This is a genomic window from Vreelandella populi, from assembly GCF_003989825.1.
GTDB classification, from domain to species: Bacteria; Pseudomonadota; Gammaproteobacteria; order Pseudomonadales; family Halomonadaceae; genus Vreelandella; species Vreelandella populi.
The window spans coordinates 123,299-138,445 of sequence record NZ_RZHE01000011.1 but is presented as its reverse complement, the minus strand read 5'-3'; the positions used below and the strand labels follow the sequence as shown (position 1 = coordinate 138,445).

The following is a 15,147-nucleotide window of genomic DNA, read 5'->3' as shown; positions in this document are numbered from 1 at the left end:
ATCCGTTTTTGAAGGAACGTTCATGGCTGATATGCCAACCCCACGGCTTACGGCAGACGAGTTTTGCCATCGCTTGCTCACCTGGTTTGACCAGTATGGCCGTCATGACCTGCCCTGGCAGTCGCCACGCAGCGCTTATCGCGTATGGGTGTCGGAAATCATGCTTCAACAAACCCAGGTCGCGACCGTCATTCCGTATTTTGAGCGTTTCATGGCGCGCTTCCCGACACTTGAAGCCCTTGCCCGTGCGCCTCAAGATGAAGTGCTTCACCTGTGGACAGGGCTTGGCTACTACGCAAGGGCACGTAATCTGCATAAAGCTGCTCAGCTGGCGCTTGAGGAGTATGGTGGCGAGCTGCCCACCGAAAATGTAGAGACCCTGATGGTCCTGCCAGGTATTGGACGCTCAACGGCAGGTGCGATTATTGCTCAGAGTACCGGCAGACGAGCCGCCATTTTAGATGGCAACGTCAAACGCTCGCTGACGCGCCTGCACGCCATTCCTGGTTGGCCAGGCAAGCCTGTCGTGGAGCGTAAGCTCTGGGCGCTTGCCGAATACTATACGCCGTCTACCCGTCTGGCTGACTTCACCCAGGCAGTGATGGATTTTGGCGCAACCCTATGTAAACGCAGCAGGCCTGATTGCAAGATTTGCCCATTTAACGATGTATGTTTGGCATATGCCCAGGGAGAGCCGCAGCGCTATCCGGAATCCAAGCCCAAAAAGGTTTTACCCACTCGCAGTACGATCATGCTGCTGCTACGCGATCCTGAAGGGCGAGTATGGCTGGAGCAGCGCCCGCCCAGCGGTTTGTGGGGTGGATTATGGAGCTTGCCTCAGTTTGAAAGACATAGTGAGCTTAACGACTGGCTGGAAACCCATGCTGTCGCCCCCAGACGTGAACCAGCGATGCCCACTTTTCACCACACCTTCAGCCATTTCCGTCTGGAAATTACCCCTCAGCCGGTTTCCTGCGCTAGGCTGGGCGAGGTAAGAGAAAGCGGCGTATGGTATGACGTAAATAACCCTCGCGAGCTTGGTCTAGCCGCGCCGGTAAAAGCCCTGCTTAACCAGCTCACGCCCTTTACCCTCAACTTAACGCCAGGGCATGTATAGGTAGTGAGTGCCTAGTGCCCATAAAGGAGCCTCTCATGAGTAACACGGTTTTTTGTCGTAAATATCAAAAGGAACTGCCCGCACTCCCGTTTCCACCGCTACCCGGCAAGCAGGGCCAGGAGATTCAGGCTAGCGTTTCCAAGCAGGCATGGGGAGAGTGGCAGGCGCTGCAAACCCGCCTGATCAATGAAAAGCATCTGAATATGCTCAACCCGGAAGACCGTGCTTATCTGATGGAGCAGATGCAGCGCTTCATGGATAACGAACAAACCGACCAGGCGGAAGGTTACGTACCGCCGACGCAGGCGTAGACGAGCGCCCTAGCTAGGCCAGAACGCCCCATATTTCGGGCGTTCCAGCGTTGCAACGTTAGTCGTAGCCGTTGCCTAAGCAACGGTTAGAAAAGAAAGTTTCACAAAGGTGTTGACGAAAAGCAGAGTTTTTAGTTTAATACGCACCGTTGGCAGCGGCCAGATAGCTCAGTTGGTAGAGCAGGGGATTGAAAATCCCCGTGTCGGCGGTTCGATTCCGTCTCTGGCCACCAAACAGTTGGGGTATCGCCAAGTGGTAAGGCACCGGTTTTTGGTATCGGCATTCCCAGGTTCGAATCCTGGTACCCCAGCCATTGCCAACAAGATTTCTTGTTGACTGACTAGCTTAACCGCAACTCAGTCATTTTCTCAAGAAAATGTGAAGCGCCGACATAGCTCAGTTGGTAGAGCAACTGACTTGTAATCAGTAGGTCCCGGGTTCGACTCCTGGTGTCGGCACCATCAAAAGATGGTTAAAAGCAGCATATTAGAGAATTAGATTAAGCCGTCCGAAAGGGCGGCTTTTTCGTGCTTGTTTGAAAAGTACGCCAGGCAAACTAATGTGTTTACCTCCTTCCCGCACTATTTAGATATTGAGCATCCCCTTCATAACTAGCGTTATCTCTTACGCGTATAAAGGAATAATGCTGGACCAGCGAGCTAGTTGGTAAGGCAGGATTTCACGAAAGGGCACTATTGGCAAACGCTAAGCGTATATAAGGCTATCGAGACAACGTTACAAGTGATAGCCCGATAGAATGAACTGTTAAGTGGTTGGCTGTTTACTAGCCTGGGCAGGAGTAGAATGGCCCTCCCTGGCCTGTCGCGCTTCCTTGATCCTTTCGCATACTGCTTTCCATTGCTCTTCCATGGGCTAGCGCGACTCAAGCGGGCTACTGCGATTTGTAGCCTTTAGAAGTGTAGCTACTTTGATAGAAAAAAATGTAGTCAATTGACGATAATTTTTGTAAGCATTTTCTTACATTTATAAAATAATTACATAAATTTCAATCATGCAAGGTATGCCACATTAAGTGCTCTTAAATTCAATATGGGTAATATTCCAAGTAGGTAGCTCAATACGGTCACGCTGACCTGAATCCTTTAAAGACCAGCATGTGGCGAGCGCAAACGGGGGTATGAAAATAATGCAGGGGGGGGTACAAACAACAACGCCCCGGTTAAGGGGCGTTTGATGTACTCATGCCTTCCTGGCGTGTAGCCACTCATCCTGAGTGGAAATTCCTTTTTGTTGGTGGCTTCCTGCCGCCGACAACTTCATACTAGATCATGTATAATATGCGCACAAGTAATTATTGAAAAAAATTGTACCAGTATTTGTATTTTTCCTCTTATGGGCAGGCCATCTGTTCAAAAAACCGCTTGGCACTGCAGTAATAGCGCCCACCTGATAGAAAATTCCGGGATGGGACGGTTTCATCACACGGTAAATATCCTGTCGCACAAAAACCTGAATGCAGGTTTTTCCAAGCTATCTCTAAGCTGATAGCTTACGAAGCTTCCTGACCATTAGCATCTTGTTGCTTTTGGTTGAAGCAACGTTGCCCATAACTGCAACTGCCATGCAGATAACGGTACGCTTTATCACCTTGAATATTAATCGGCGCCGACCTGAATATGTCAATCAGCTATCGTAAAGGAGGCACATAGCCAATAAATTTATCGCGTAATACTGTTTCATTATAACTTGTTGAAGCGAATTAGAACGAGTTAATCTTTTAGTGTGAAGCTGTTATTTAAAAAATTGAAGTTAAAGTTAAAAGATAAAATATTATTTAACGTCTTTTTTAATATACGTAAGATACATAATAAATTATTTAAGTAGTGCTATTTAAGATAAGCTCGTTAGTCTTGTGAATTGAAAATAAGGAATTGGCTTTTCGGGTTAAGTTAAAGGAATGTTTCTCATATGATCAGTAAACCGTTGCGAGCAATAGTAAGCTTATTTTTAACCTGTACTTCAAGAGTTTGAAGTGCGCCCTTATATTGTTGTGTGGTAATGATTAAATTTTTAATCGTTTAATAATATAAGTTAAAAATTTTTATACTTTCTTTATCTTTCTTGAAAAGCCTCTTGCCTTGACTACTCTCAAATAACTCGATTAATTGATCGAGTGCCATTGATGGGTTAATCGAGTTAACTGAATGGTCCGGTTTTGCCGATTGCCGGCGTTAACTTTACGAATATTGCCATAGCATTTTTGTGGCAATTAAATGAAGAGGCTATGATATGTTTCACCACTCAGCGAAACTGCAATATCCGGTCAAAGTCGATAAACCTAATCCTGAATTTGCTATGCTGCTGCAGCAAGCTATTGGCGGTGTGGAAGGCGAAATCCGGGTAGCGATGCAGTACTTCTTCCAAGCCATGGGTACACGCGGTGATGATCGCATTCGTGACCTGCTTATGTCGACGGCTACAGAAGAGCTTGCGCATGTTGAAATGTTGGGCCATGCGGTTGCCCTTAATTTGGAAGGCGCTCCTGTCTCCTACCAAGAGGCTACTGCGAAAGATCCTGTCATGAACGCCATTCTAGGCGGTGCGAACCCACGCCACATATTATCATCTGGGCTTTCTGCCATGCCGGTAAATGCCAATGGCGTACCGTTTGATATGAGCCATATCTATGCCACGGGGAATGTGGCGGCAGATATGCTAGCGAACGTGACCGCTGAGGCAAGCGGCCGGGTACTGGCATCACGTCTATATAACTGGACTGATGATCATGGCATGAAAGATTTCCTTTCTTTCCTGATTGCACGCGATACCTATCACCAGCAGCAGTGGCTGGCAGTCATTGAAGAGCTGGGTGGCCTTGGTGCGCATCTTCCAGTACCTAACTCTACGCCTGAAGATCATGAAGCAACGCAGCACTCCTATTACTACCTTAATACCTTGCTAGATAAGGAAGCACCCAAAGGTCGCTGGGGTGAAGGCCCATCCTTTGATGGCCGTAGCCAGTTCTCGGTTCGTAACCAGCCAGAACCTGAAGGTCAGGAACCGACGCTAGGTATGGCAAAGGAAAAATCAGGCGCTCAAAAGGAGCAGATTGATCCTTCTAAATAAGCGATTGTAGATAACTCAGTATTTTTTTAAAAAGGAGTAAGCACGATGGAAACCAAGTATCTAGAAAACTGGTTGCGCGATGCACATGCTATGGAGCAGCAAGCTGAGAAAATGCTGAAATCTCAAGCAGAGCGCTTGGTCGATTACCCAGAGCTGCAAGCGCGAATTGAGCAGCACTTAAATGAAACTCGCCATCAGTCTGATCGTCTGGAACAGGCAATGGCCGGAATAGATATTGATACTTCTGCGCTAAAAGATTTAGGCGGCAAGTTAACCGCTTTTGGTCAGGCGATGGGCGGTATGATGGCAGGCGACGAAGTTATGAAAGGTAGTATTGCCTGCTATGCCTTTGAGCATTTTGAAATTGCCAACTACAAGGCATTAATCCAGGCTGCTGAAAGCGCGGGCCAGACTGGAGTTGCTCAGGTATGCAGAGAGATCCTCAAGGAAGAAGAGGCTATGGCTGCCTGGTTGTCCGATCACCTTGAATCGACCACCACACAATTTTTACATCGCGCGGATGATGACAACCTGCGCGCCAAGCGTTAGGCGCCTTCGTCACGCTCTTCACTAGTTAAGCCCTTTCCTCGGTAATGAGTTACCGAGGTTTTTTCTAGCTAGTTTTATCTCATGCGTTATATCTTGTTGATTCATAAAAAAGCCGCCCAACTTGGGCGGCTTTATTGGGTCTAATGACTACCTAACCCCTATAGAGACTGCTCTACAGAAGATCCCGTGGAATAGTCGACTCCCAGTTTTTCGAGAATACCCTGTACTGTCCTTCATAAGCATCCATCTGAGCATGGATGATAAAGTCGGTTTCAGTGCAGCTCAGCACGGTACGCGTGTAAACCTCCGTATGCCAATCGCCGCGTTTAAACGAGCTTTCAGTTTGGGTCTCCCCGCAAGCCGAGGTGAAGTCATTATCGACGGTAGTGTAATACTCATGGGCACTTCTATGAATCTCGGTGCCTATATCGTTAATGCGAAAACACCCTTGGTCATTAACGACCTCCAAGGTGGACTCCTTAGTAGCCAAGTCTCGGTGCAGTAGCCAGTTATGCTGGCTGGGTGCTAGGTTAGTGATATCTAGAGGTTGAGCAGACTGAGGCGCCTCAAAGTGTGTTAAGCCATCCTCGTGATGTTCAGCTGTGCGAACAGGCAGCTTAAGCACACAGTGATTAAAGGAAATATCCACCTGGGCAGGTTTTGGGGGCAACCAGGCAAGTGGCCAGTAGGAGGTTGAGATAGAAACCCGTAATTGATGCCCTGCCGGAAATTTTTGCGCGATACCGTTCATATCAATCGTGACCCGATAAGTGCGGTGCGGCTCAAGTGGCGTTGGTTCTGCATCGCTATCGCGGTGTGTAAGGTTGAGCAGACCGTAAGTCACTCGGGTGGCTTTACCGTCTGGCGCTACATCAGAAAGACGCACTGCCAGCATCGCTTGCGGCTGATTGCTGGAAACCTCCAGTTCCAGAGAGGGCGTACCGAAAATATTTAACGGTTCGGCTAAAGCATCGGTACTGAAAATAAGAGAGCCACCATCCTCCTCGCGCTGATCACCAGGCAAATCCGGCGTAGCAGCATAAGAACACCATTTACCAGCTGCCAGGCCTACACTTAATGGTGACTGTAGCCCCATGGTAGTAGGCTCAGGGTTATATTCAGGCTCGCTATTCGAGGGCAGAGGAGTTAACCGATAAGGGGACAATAAATAGCACTGCTGCTGGATGTTGCTGGAAGGCCATAAAGGCTCTGCAATCCAGCGGCCGGGCCTGTCTTCATAGGAATTATCCGGAGGTACGCTGTCTTGCTCCCAGGCGCGCAGCATGGGTTCATCCATAATTCCGTTTTCTTTGCCTTTCAACCAGTAGTCCCACCAGCGCAGCGCTTCCTGAAGAAAGCCAATGGCAGGCCCTGGAATACCCTGATGAGGATACTTATGGCCCCAGGGGCCAATAAGCCCCTTGCGTGGGACCTCCAAATGCTCCATTAATCTGAAAACGGTATTGGTAAAGCCATCCGCCCAGCCCCCAATGGCATACACTGGGCAGCGTACAGCGTCGTAGTATTCGCAAACGGAACTAGCCGACCAGTATTCGCTGCGGCGCTGGTGGCGCAGCCATTTATCAATCCACAGGCCGCTATCTTCCATGCGCTCGTGCCACATATCCCGCCAGCGGTCACCAACAATAAGAGGATCTGGAGGTAAGGCATTAAAGGCGAGCATAACGGTCGCTTCGGATAAGTTATCCCCGAGCAGACAGCCACCCATATAGTGCATATTGTCGGCATAAAGGTCATCGCTTGAACATAAGCTGATGATCGCTTTTAGTGCCGGGGGCTGCTTGGCGGCAACTTGCAGGCTGTTAAAACCACCCCATGAAATACCCATCATGCCGACACTGCCATCACACCAAGACTGGTTGGCAATCCACTCGATGGCATCCACTGCATCTAATTGCTCTTGCTGGGTATATTCGTCAGTGAGTACTCCATCGGAGTCGCCACTGCCGCGCATATCCACCCGAACACATACGTAGCCATGGCCGGCCAGGTAAGGATGATTCGCCGCATCACGGCCACGCGTAATATCACGCTTACGATAAGGGATATACTCCATGATGGCGGGCATTGGAGTATCCTGAGTAGCTTCAGGCAACCAAATGCGCGCCGCTAATTGTTTGCCATCGCGCATGGGGATAAAGACATTTTCTATCTCGCGGACGTTATAAGGAAAGTCGTTAATAACTTCCATTCTACCCCCTTCAAAGATCCACTTTTTCGATTTCAAAATCTAGAAAGTCTAAACAGAATTTATAGCGTTCTTCGATCTCCTCGTGGTTATTGCCGGTGATATAAAGCGTACCTAAGCGATAGCAAAAGCTATCCTGGTGAAGTAAATCGCTAAGACGCTGGCCTGGGGCAACATCAAGACACACATCAGTGTGTGGCAAGCGTTGTTGCAACGCCTGTATGTTCTCTTTGCTGGGCACCCGTGTAACGAAGCCATCTTCATGGACGTAAGGGATAAAGCATTTTGCCGCTACAGGTGCCACCCCCTGACGGTTTAAAAGCGAAGGCCGTTGGCCTAAGGCGATATCGATAGCCACTTCGTGGTTGGACATTCCATCAACTAAGACAAATATCTCGCTATGCGACTGCGAAATACGCGTATTGACTTCAATGAGCCAGAGTTTGTCAGTCGCTTCGTCCCACATGAATTCAGCATTAAAGCAGCCATTATCGTAGCCAATATGAGTAAGAAACGTTTTAGCGGTTTCTACCATTTTATGGTGTACATGCTCTGGCAAATTGCTTGGGTATTCCAGACGGTCATAAAGCGTTAATGAATCATCCGCCCTAGGCTGGGAAATAATACCGTGCACATTGAACTCTCCCTGAAAAACCGTACCCTCAGGAGCTGCCTGAACACCCTTTACGATCTCTTCAGCAATACAGGAATTACCATCCAGCTCTTTAATCTCTTCCGGTAAGTCAGCGTACTCAAGCGCTTCATTGAAAGGATCGCCAAGCTGTCGAATACCTTTACGTATTTCTTCAATGGCTTGATCAAATTGCACCTGATTCTCCACCTTGAAGCCAAGGTGGGAAGAAAATGCTTTTACCGGCTTTATCCAAAAAGGAAAATCAAGAGTTACCTGCTCAATCGGATTTTCTTTGAAGGGATCCACGCCACAGAAGTCAGGGACAACGTCGGGAATTACCTTTTCCTGTTCAATACGACTCCAGAATTTATGTTCGCAGGTTAGAACACTGGTAATAGTAGGCGAAGGAATATGGTACTGCTTGCAGAGAAGGGGGACTAATACACTCGTTGGAAAGTCCCATTGAGCAATAATGCCATCGATTGAACCAGAGAAGTTATCTAGGTGAGCTTTTGCTTCTTTTAAAAGTTGATTAAAAGATATTTTTTCAGCTTCGACTGCCGTGTCAACACTAAGTAACTCATGAATTTCTAATGATTTCGCTTCACGTAATGTTTCCATTGCATGACGCTGTTTATCTTCTAAAGCAATAACAAAGATATTACGCTTCATCATTCTCTCCTTGAATCTAGAAAAGACTACACCTAGTACAGCAAGTTAAGTGTACGATAAATGATTAATAGCTTGCCTTGATATATGTAATTTTTATAAGTTCCTGAATTGCAATAATCTAATCTATGTTGTAATTAGTTTTGTAAATAACAGTTTTCTATCATTAGAAGAGAGCTGAGGTTTCATAATGTTTATGAATGTAACACTGATTGCTAAATTAAGTTGGCAATAGGTATGGTCAGGGAATGGATTAATTGAGGATTGAGGGGAAGTAAGCGGATAATTTTAATAATTGTTAAATTTTTATCTTGCTTATCCTTCGCTAGTGCTTTTGTACCCAGCCTGTTAATACAAATAGTCCTTGTTTATATTTTCGTAGTTGACTATATTTTTCTCGCCCCTTGTCTCTTTTAGTTATATTAAGATTTTACATTTAATATGTTATGTACAGCTTGTGTCTAACTACAAAGGAGTGTAGAAATGGATCAGGTAATTGTTGGAAATCATGAGCTTATGGATAAGAAAAGTTTTAGTAATTGCGTTAATAACTTCGAGACTAAAAGTTTCGATATAACGCTGGAAGGTGTACTGGGCTTATATGAAGAATTGAGCGACGAAACAATAACTTCTTTAAATGAAGTACGTAAAAAACCGGTTGAATTAAAAAGAAATCAAAAGATGTTTTCCCTTTCCGATGGGCGAGCAGATATATTTCTAGTTAAAGAAGGTTGGGCAAGCTTAAGTCATGCCACTAGTAAACGCGGCCAAGATATATGTAACGTATTTATGCCCGGCGATATTATTGGTGTACGCGAGAGTTTCTTTGAAAACCATGATATCGTTATTCTAGCATTAACTAATTGTAAACTAGAGAAAATATCTGTTGAAGATGTACACGAACTTTTCAAGACAAATCTGGAAATAAGAAAAGCCGTGATGTCTTATATCATGGTTAACGATAACATCACGATTGAACGTTTACGAAGCTGCACACACCATCGTTCTGAAGAACGTGTTGCCCATTTTTTATTAGAAATTTATTCGCGTTTTTGTTTTAAAGGTTTGCTAAAAACCAACATTTATTCGTTTCCTATTACGCAAGATGTGGTGGGAGAGCTTTTAGGGATTACTAGTGTCCATGTTAGTCGCTGTATGACTGCTCTGGAACAAAAGAAGTTTATTCGTAAAACGAGAAGCAGTATAAAGCTTTTAAAGCCTGAAGAAATGGCCAGGTCGACAGGATTTGATAGTGATTTTATTTATGGCCATATCCGTCTTGATTAAATTGGTAATTTAGTAGCTCTTTCCCATATGAAAGAGCTTTCTACGTTTAAGTAACTATATTTATAGGCTGCGTTTTTAACTCAGCGAAATAGTTTATTCGTAAGTTTTGTTGTTAATAAATTTTTTAATTAAACTATTGCTAATAGCTTTAATGTAAGTAGGTTTGTGTAGCATATGAATTACAAGTGAAATATAAAAGCCAAGTCTACTACTTGGCATCCATGTAAAACAGGCTGAAGTTTTAAGTAAGTTCGTTATGCTTTAAAGCTAATAAATAACTTTTTAAGATTCAATTAAAATAATGTTTTTTTAAATTTATGTTTTTGGAGAAATTTAACCTAACGGCATTTTAAAGGGTTCAGTAGGGTTATAGAACAAGGGGGTTATAGCCATTATGAAGAATTTTATTTAGGTATACCCTTGATAAAAAAGGCTTTTTAATGAGGGTGTTTATTAAGGCTGTTTGATGGCTTGCACTCATGCGTGTGTTGTCTACCTTGTTAGAGCATGACATTGATCTGAAATTTAATCATACAAGGAGTGGATTAGATGACAGTCAGCAATCTATCTCTCAATAACGTAACAGCGCACAAACAGTATAGTGAATTAGCCGATATTCCTTCTTCACAATCTGCAAACGTTCAGGATGCCTATCCGTCACGTTTGACCAATCCTCCAGAAACGCTCTGGCAGCCGCGCCACGATGCTGTCATCAAGGGGCGACACCTGTCGGGCCCCTTGAGTGAAGCTCAGCTTGATGAGTTTGAGCGGAAGGGATTTTTATTTATCCCAAACCTTATTACCGGTAATGAGCTTGATGAGCTGCGTGAAGAAATGCAGTCTTTGATGAGCACTGATGAATACCGCAATAAGGATTTCAGTATTACCGAACCTGAAAGTAATGAAATTCGTTCATTATTTGCAGTGCATAAGCTATCAGAGCGCTTGGGTGCCCTGGCACATGATGAGCGCGTGGCCGGTGCGGCTCGCCAGATTATTGGTGATGACCCCTATGTGCACCAGTCGCGTATCAACTATAAGCCTGGGTTTGCAGGCAAGGGTTTCAACTGGCATTCAGATTTTGAAACCTGGCATGCAGAGGACGGTATGCCGGGTATGCATGCAGTAAGTGCCTCATTGATACTGACTGATAACCACGAGTTCAATGGACCCCTCATGCTGATCCCGGGTTCGCATATGAAGTTTGTGCCGTGCCTTGGGCAAACACCAGAGGATAACCACAAGAGTTCACTGAAAGCGCAGGAAGTCGGTGTACCCAGCGCTGAAGCATTGACGCAACTCGTCGCTGAACATGGTATTGAAGCACCTAAAGGGAAAGCAGGCGGACTCTTACTGTTCGATTGCAATACCTTGCATGCCTCCAACGCCAACTTGTCGCCTGACCCGCGCAGTAATGTGTTCTTTGTGTTCAACCGCCCGGACAATCGCTGTCGTGAGCCTTATGCAGCGGCTAAGCACCGCCCGGATTTTCTCGCCCATGCGCCAGACGAAAGTGACCGCTAGGGTAGTGATTTCCTGAGTAAATGTAATACGCGTATTAGGTTGTGGAACATTCGCATAGGTAAGGTAGACTGTTGCGTCTGTCGTTGAGAAGGCGATACGCACAATGAGAAGGAGAATACCCCCCATGCGTCTTGTTCCACAATTTACCGATGGTCAGGAATTCCCCCACGCGTTGGGAAAAGTGGTATGCGTTGGCCGCAACTATGCAGACCACGCGAAAGAGTTGGACAACCCAGTTCCTAGCGAACCGCTACTCTTTATCAAGCCCGCCACTAGTGTTGTTGATATTGAACAGCCGCTTAACCCGCCTTTTTCACGCGGTGATGTCCACTATGAGGCAGAACTTGCGCTCTTGGTGGGTGAAACGTTGGCTCACGCCACGCCTGATGAAGCCGAGCGCGCCATTGTAGGTATTGGCTTGGCACTCGATTTAACGCTACGCGATGTGCAAACGAAGTTAAAAGAGAAAGGCCACCCCTGGGAAATTGCCAAGGGGTTTGACGGGTCTTGCCCGCTCTCCAAGTTCTTGCCTCTGAGTCGCGTACCTAACTGGAATGCACTGGCGTTCACGTTAGAAATTGATGGCGAAGAGCGCCAGCATGGAGAAGGCTCGGATATGATTTTTGCGATTCCCTCCCTAGTCGCGGAAATGAGCCGACATTTCACCCTCGAACCTGGCGATGTCATTTTAACCGGCACCCCTGCAGGCGTTGGCGAGTTAACCCGAGGCATAGCATTACGCTTGACGCTGACCGGCGGTCTGGAAATCAATACCTCCGTTACTGAATAAGCGAGCATTCCTCTATAAAAAGCGCCCCTGTCTTATCAAGGGGCGCTTTTTGCTACAGAGTGAGGTGAAGGCGTTACTCTAAATAGGTATAGCCTTCCAGCCCCTCATTTAAGCTTGCCGCGAAGCTTTCCTGTTCCTGCTCTGAAAAACCGCTGTTAACGATCTGCTCGGTCAGCTTTTGCTTGAGTACACTGGCATCGAAATTAACGTATGCCAGTACTGCAGCGACGGTATCGCCAGCCAGCGGGTTGGAAAGCACCCATTCGCCATGTTCGTTTAGCGCCGCATCAACCGAGTCGGTGTCGCCAAACAGGTTGTGCAAATCGCCCAGAATTTCCTGATAAGCGCCGACCAGGAAGAAACCCAGCCACCGCTCATCTTCAGATGGCCACTCAGGTAGCGGTAGAGTGCTTTCCACGCCTTGGCCATCCACATAGCTATCGATACGCCCATCGGAATCGCAGGTAATATCCTGAATCACTGCCCGGCGCGTTGGAGTTTGATTTAGCCCGCTTAGCGGCAGCACCGGGAATATCTGCTCAATACCCCATACATCAGGTACCGACTGGAACAGCGAAAAGTTCACGAACAGCTTGTCAGCCAACTTTTCGGCCAGCTCGTCCATGATTTCGCGGTGCGCACGATTGCGAGTATCCAGCAAACTGCGTAGACGGGCGCAGGCGGCCAGATAAAGGCGCTCGCCTTCAGCACGGGCGTTGATATCGCTTAGCCCTAGTACGAAGCGGTCTTGAAGCTCGCTCACGGCCTGAAGCAGGTCGTGCCAGGCCTCGACCAGCATGCGCGGCTCCTGAGGGATTTCCAGCTGCTCGAAGACGCGCCACAGGTCATCCACCTGCGGGTCTTTCGTGGACGATTTTTCCGGTGGCGTATCGTCAATGCGCTCCTCGCCGATCACGTTGGTAATAAGCACCGCGTGGTGCGCGGTCAGCGCTCGGCCTGATTCACTGATCAGGTGGGGCTGGGGCAGGCTGGCCTCTTCACACAGCTGGGCGAAGGCGCTTACCACGTTGCGGGCGTATTCGCGCATGGAGTAGTTGGCCGAGCAGTAGCTGCGCGAACGGGTGCCTTCATAGTCAATGCCCAGGCCGCCGCCGACGTCCACTGTATCAATGGGCGCACCCAGTGTGATGAGGTTTTCATAAAAGCGTGCGCACTCGCGCAGGCCCCGCTGAATGTCGCGAATATTGGCGATCTGCGAGCCCAAGTGGAAATGTACTAGCTGCAGGCTTGCCAAGGCGTTCTGGGCGCGCAGCGTTTCCACCACTTCGAGAATCTGGCTGGCGGTCAGGCCGAATTTGGACTTTTCGCCGCCAGTATTTTGCCACTTGCCTTTCCCGACCGAGGCCAGACGCGCACGCAAGCCAATACGCGGTGTAACCTCCAGCTCTCGCGCTTCTTCCATGATCATCGCAAGCTCTGAGAGCTTTTCCACCACTAGGTAAACGCGATGACCAAGTTTCTCGCCCAGCAGGGCAAGGCGTACGTACTCGCGGTCCTTATAGCCGTTACACACAATTAATGAGGAGCCACCACCAGAGAGGGCGAGCACGGCAAGTAGTTCGGGCTTGCTGCCTGCTTCCAGGCCCACACGGCCATTGCCACGCTCGGAAGTGGCCAGAATTTCCTCCACTACGCGGCGCTGTTGGTTAACCTTGATGGGGTAAACCGCCGTGTAACCACCTTTATAATCAATATCGCTCATGGCGGCATCAAAAGCGCCACATAGCTGCTCTACCCGGTCATGAAGGATGTCGCTAAAGCGAACCAGAACAGGCAAACGCAGACCGGCATCCTGCAGCTGGTATACCAGTTCACGCAGGGGCAGGGCAGGGCCTTCGGTATCGTTGCCTAAAGGGCGCACCAGCGCTTGGCCGTGATCGTCTACATCAAAGTAGCCGCTTCCCCACTGATCGATATTCCAGGTGCGGCGGGCACTCAGCGCCGATCCGCTTGTCTGCGTTTCATTCATAAATCAGCCTCAGGTAGTGGTAAGGCACCGTGCGCGATACGCGCGTTTAAAATGGTATGAAAACGCTCGGGATCGTGGGGCGTCAAGTCGTGAGCCGGTGGATCAACGTAGACCACCAACAAGCGTGATAACCAGTAACGCAGCGCGGTCATGCGCAGCATGACCGGCCAGACATCGCGCTCATCCTGAGTAAGTGGGCGGCGCGCCTGGTAGGCACTCAGCAACGTGTCATAACGCTCGGCATTCAGCGTGCCGTCTTCATTGGAGGCCCAGTCGTTGATCACAATGGCCAGGTCAAACAGCAGGTCGCCGGTGCAGCCGTTGTAAAAATCAATAATGCCGCCAAGCGCATCACCGTCAAACAGGGTGTTATCGCGGAACAGGTCGCCATGAATTGCGCCTTGGGGCAGCTCAGCGTACTGGCTAAAGGCACTTTCAAAATCATCGACCTCGTTTTTCATCAAGGTCTGGTCATCGGGGCTTAAATAGGTCAACACCTTATGATGCATGGCCTGTAGCCAGTGCAGATCCCGCGGGTTTGGGCGGTGGCCGGAAAAATGTTGAGATACCCCATGCAAACGCCCCAGAGTATCGCCCAGCGCCTGGCACTGCGCCAGATTAGGGGCTTCCGGGTGGCGACCTGGCATGCGTGGGAAGAGCAAGGCCGGCTTGTTCGACAGGCTGTGCAGCGCAATACCCTCATGGTCGTGAACAGGTCCGGGCACTGGCAAGCGGTGCTCATCCAGGTAATCAAGCAGGTCCACAAAGAACGGAAGCTCATCGTGTTCACCCTGTTCAAACAGGGTCAGCACCAGTTCACAGCGATCGGTGGTAACAAAGAATGTCGAATTTTCCGTGCCGCCTGCAACCCCTTGCAGGGAAACGAAGTGGCCAACATCAAATCTTTTTAAAAATGCTGCGACCTGTGCGTCGCTAAGCGGGGTAAATACAGCCATGAGAATCTCGCCCAGGTTGCTAA

Annotated in this window: 11 protein-coding genes and 3 tRNA genes; 10 read left to right on the top strand and 4 right to left on the bottom strand. The window is 48.2% G+C overall.

The genetic code is table 11. The features are described 5' to 3' along the window. Positions 1 to 22 precede the first annotated feature (22 nt). The 7 genes from mutY (at position 23) to ELY25_RS12150 (ending at position 5,065) form a co-directional block, all read left to right on the top strand. Positions 23 to 1,117 carry an A/G-specific adenine glycosylase gene (gene mutY / locus ELY25_RS12180; RefSeq protein WP_126951546.1) on the top strand — a complete coding sequence of 365 codons (1,095 nt, stop codon included), beginning with the start codon at positions 23 to 25 and terminating at the stop codon, positions 1,115 to 1,117. 35 nt (positions 1,118 to 1,152) lie between these two features. Then, complete coding sequence (locus ELY25_RS12175) at positions 1,153 to 1,428, top strand: oxidative damage protection protein (protein ID WP_126951545.1); 276 nt, start codon at positions 1,153 to 1,155, stop codon at positions 1,426 to 1,428. Between the two features lie 157 nt (positions 1,429 to 1,585). Beyond that, a tRNA-Phe gene (locus ELY25_RS12170) sits at positions 1,586 to 1,661 on the top strand. A 6-nt stretch (positions 1,662 to 1,667) separates the two neighbouring features. After that, a tRNA-Gln gene (locus tag ELY25_RS12165) sits at positions 1,668 to 1,742 on the top strand. A 72-nt stretch (positions 1,743 to 1,814) separates the two neighbouring features. Continuing rightward, a tRNA-Thr gene (locus tag ELY25_RS12160) sits at positions 1,815 to 1,890 on the top strand. Positions 1,891 to 3,679: 1,789 nt separating this feature from the next. Continuing rightward, positions 3,680 to 4,516, top strand: coding sequence for a manganese catalase family protein (locus ELY25_RS12155; protein ID WP_126951544.1), 837 nt, complete (start codon positions 3,680 to 3,682; stop codon positions 4,514 to 4,516). A 45-nt stretch (positions 4,517 to 4,561) separates the two neighbouring features. Continuing rightward, a complete protein-coding gene (locus ELY25_RS12150; RefSeq protein WP_126951543.1) occupies positions 4,562 to 5,065 on the top strand; it encodes a ferritin-like domain-containing protein in 504 nt (167 codons plus the stop codon). A gap of 172 nt (positions 5,066 to 5,237) precedes the next feature. Here the strand turns inward: ELY25_RS12150 and ELY25_RS12145 are convergent, their stop codons facing one another. Then, complete coding sequence (locus ELY25_RS12145) at positions 5,238 to 7,277, bottom strand: CocE/NonD family hydrolase (RefSeq protein ID WP_126951542.1); 2,040 nt, start codon at positions 7,275 to 7,277, stop codon at positions 5,238 to 5,240. Between the two features lie 10 nt (positions 7,278 to 7,287). Then, on the bottom strand, positions 7,288 to 8,580 hold the full coding sequence (locus tag ELY25_RS12140; RefSeq protein ID WP_126951541.1) for an ATP-grasp domain-containing protein: 1,293 nt from the start codon (positions 8,578 to 8,580) through the stop codon (positions 7,288 to 7,290). A 480-nt stretch (positions 8,581 to 9,060) separates the two neighbouring features. Here ELY25_RS12140 and ELY25_RS12135 point away from each other — a divergent pair, with 480 nt between their 5' ends. The 3 genes from ELY25_RS12135 to ELY25_RS12125 all read left to right on the top strand — a co-directional run bounded on the left by ELY25_RS12135 (position 9,061) and on the right by ELY25_RS12125 (position 12,178). Next, positions 9,061 to 9,864, top strand: coding sequence for a Crp/Fnr family transcriptional regulator (locus tag ELY25_RS12135; protein WP_126951540.1), 804 nt, complete (start codon positions 9,061 to 9,063; stop codon positions 9,862 to 9,864). A 549-nt stretch (positions 9,865 to 10,413) separates the two neighbouring features. Then, positions 10,414 to 11,388 carry an ectoine hydroxylase gene (thpD, locus tag ELY25_RS12130; RefSeq protein ID WP_126951539.1) on the top strand — a complete coding sequence of 325 codons (975 nt, stop codon included), beginning with the start codon at positions 10,414 to 10,416 and terminating at the stop codon, positions 11,386 to 11,388. Positions 11,389 to 11,512: 124 nt separating this feature from the next. Continuing rightward, positions 11,513 to 12,178: a fumarylacetoacetate hydrolase family protein gene (locus ELY25_RS12125; protein ID WP_126951538.1), complete on the top strand. Its 666-nt coding sequence runs from the start codon at positions 11,513 to 11,515 to the stop codon at positions 12,176 to 12,178. 73 nt (positions 12,179 to 12,251) lie between these two features. Here ELY25_RS12125 and speA read toward each other — a convergent pair whose 3' ends face one another. Both speA and ELY25_RS12115 read right to left on the bottom strand, forming a co-directional pair. Further along, a complete protein-coding gene (speA, locus tag ELY25_RS12120) occupies positions 12,252 to 14,168 on the bottom strand; it encodes a biosynthetic arginine decarboxylase (protein WP_126951537.1) in 1,917 nt (638 codons plus the stop codon). Then, a complete protein-coding gene (locus ELY25_RS12115; protein WP_126951536.1) occupies positions 14,165 to 15,124 on the bottom strand; it encodes a homoserine kinase in 960 nt (319 codons plus the stop codon). Before ELY25_RS12115 ends, speA begins: the two co-directional genes overlap by 4 nt. Positions 15,125 to 15,147: the final 23 nt, after the last annotated feature.

Coding starts and splice junctions, on each gene's coding strand:
- mutY (WP_126951546.1), top strand. CDS start 23: ATGGCTGATATGCCAACCCCACGGCTTACGGCAGACGAGTTTTGCCAT.
- ELY25_RS12175 (WP_126951545.1), top strand. CDS start 1,153: ATGAGTAACACGGTTTTTTGTCGTAAATATCAAAAGGAACTGCCCGCA.
- ELY25_RS12155 (WP_126951544.1), top strand. CDS start 3,680: ATGTTTCACCACTCAGCGAAACTGCAATATCCGGTCAAAGTCGATAAA.
- ELY25_RS12150 (WP_126951543.1), top strand. CDS start 4,562: ATGGAAACCAAGTATCTAGAAAACTGGTTGCGCGATGCACATGCTATG.
- ELY25_RS12145 (WP_126951542.1), bottom strand. CDS start 7,277: ATGGAAGTTATTAACGACTTTCCTTATAACGTCCGCGAGATAGAAAAT.
- ELY25_RS12140 (WP_126951541.1), bottom strand. CDS start 8,580: ATGAAGCGTAATATCTTTGTTATTGCTTTAGAAGATAAACAGCGTCAT.
- ELY25_RS12135 (WP_126951540.1), top strand. CDS start 9,061: ATGGATCAGGTAATTGTTGGAAATCATGAGCTTATGGATAAGAAAAGT.
- thpD (WP_126951539.1), top strand. CDS start 10,414: ATGACAGTCAGCAATCTATCTCTCAATAACGTAACAGCGCACAAACAG.
- ELY25_RS12125 (WP_126951538.1), top strand. CDS start 11,513: ATGCGTCTTGTTCCACAATTTACCGATGGTCAGGAATTCCCCCACGCG.
- speA (WP_126951537.1), bottom strand. CDS start 14,168: ATGAATGAAACGCAGACAAGCGGATCGGCGCTGAGTGCCCGCCGCACC.
- ELY25_RS12115 (WP_126951536.1), bottom strand. CDS start 15,124: ATGGCTGTATTTACCCCGCTTAGCGACGCACAGGTCGCAGCATTTTTA.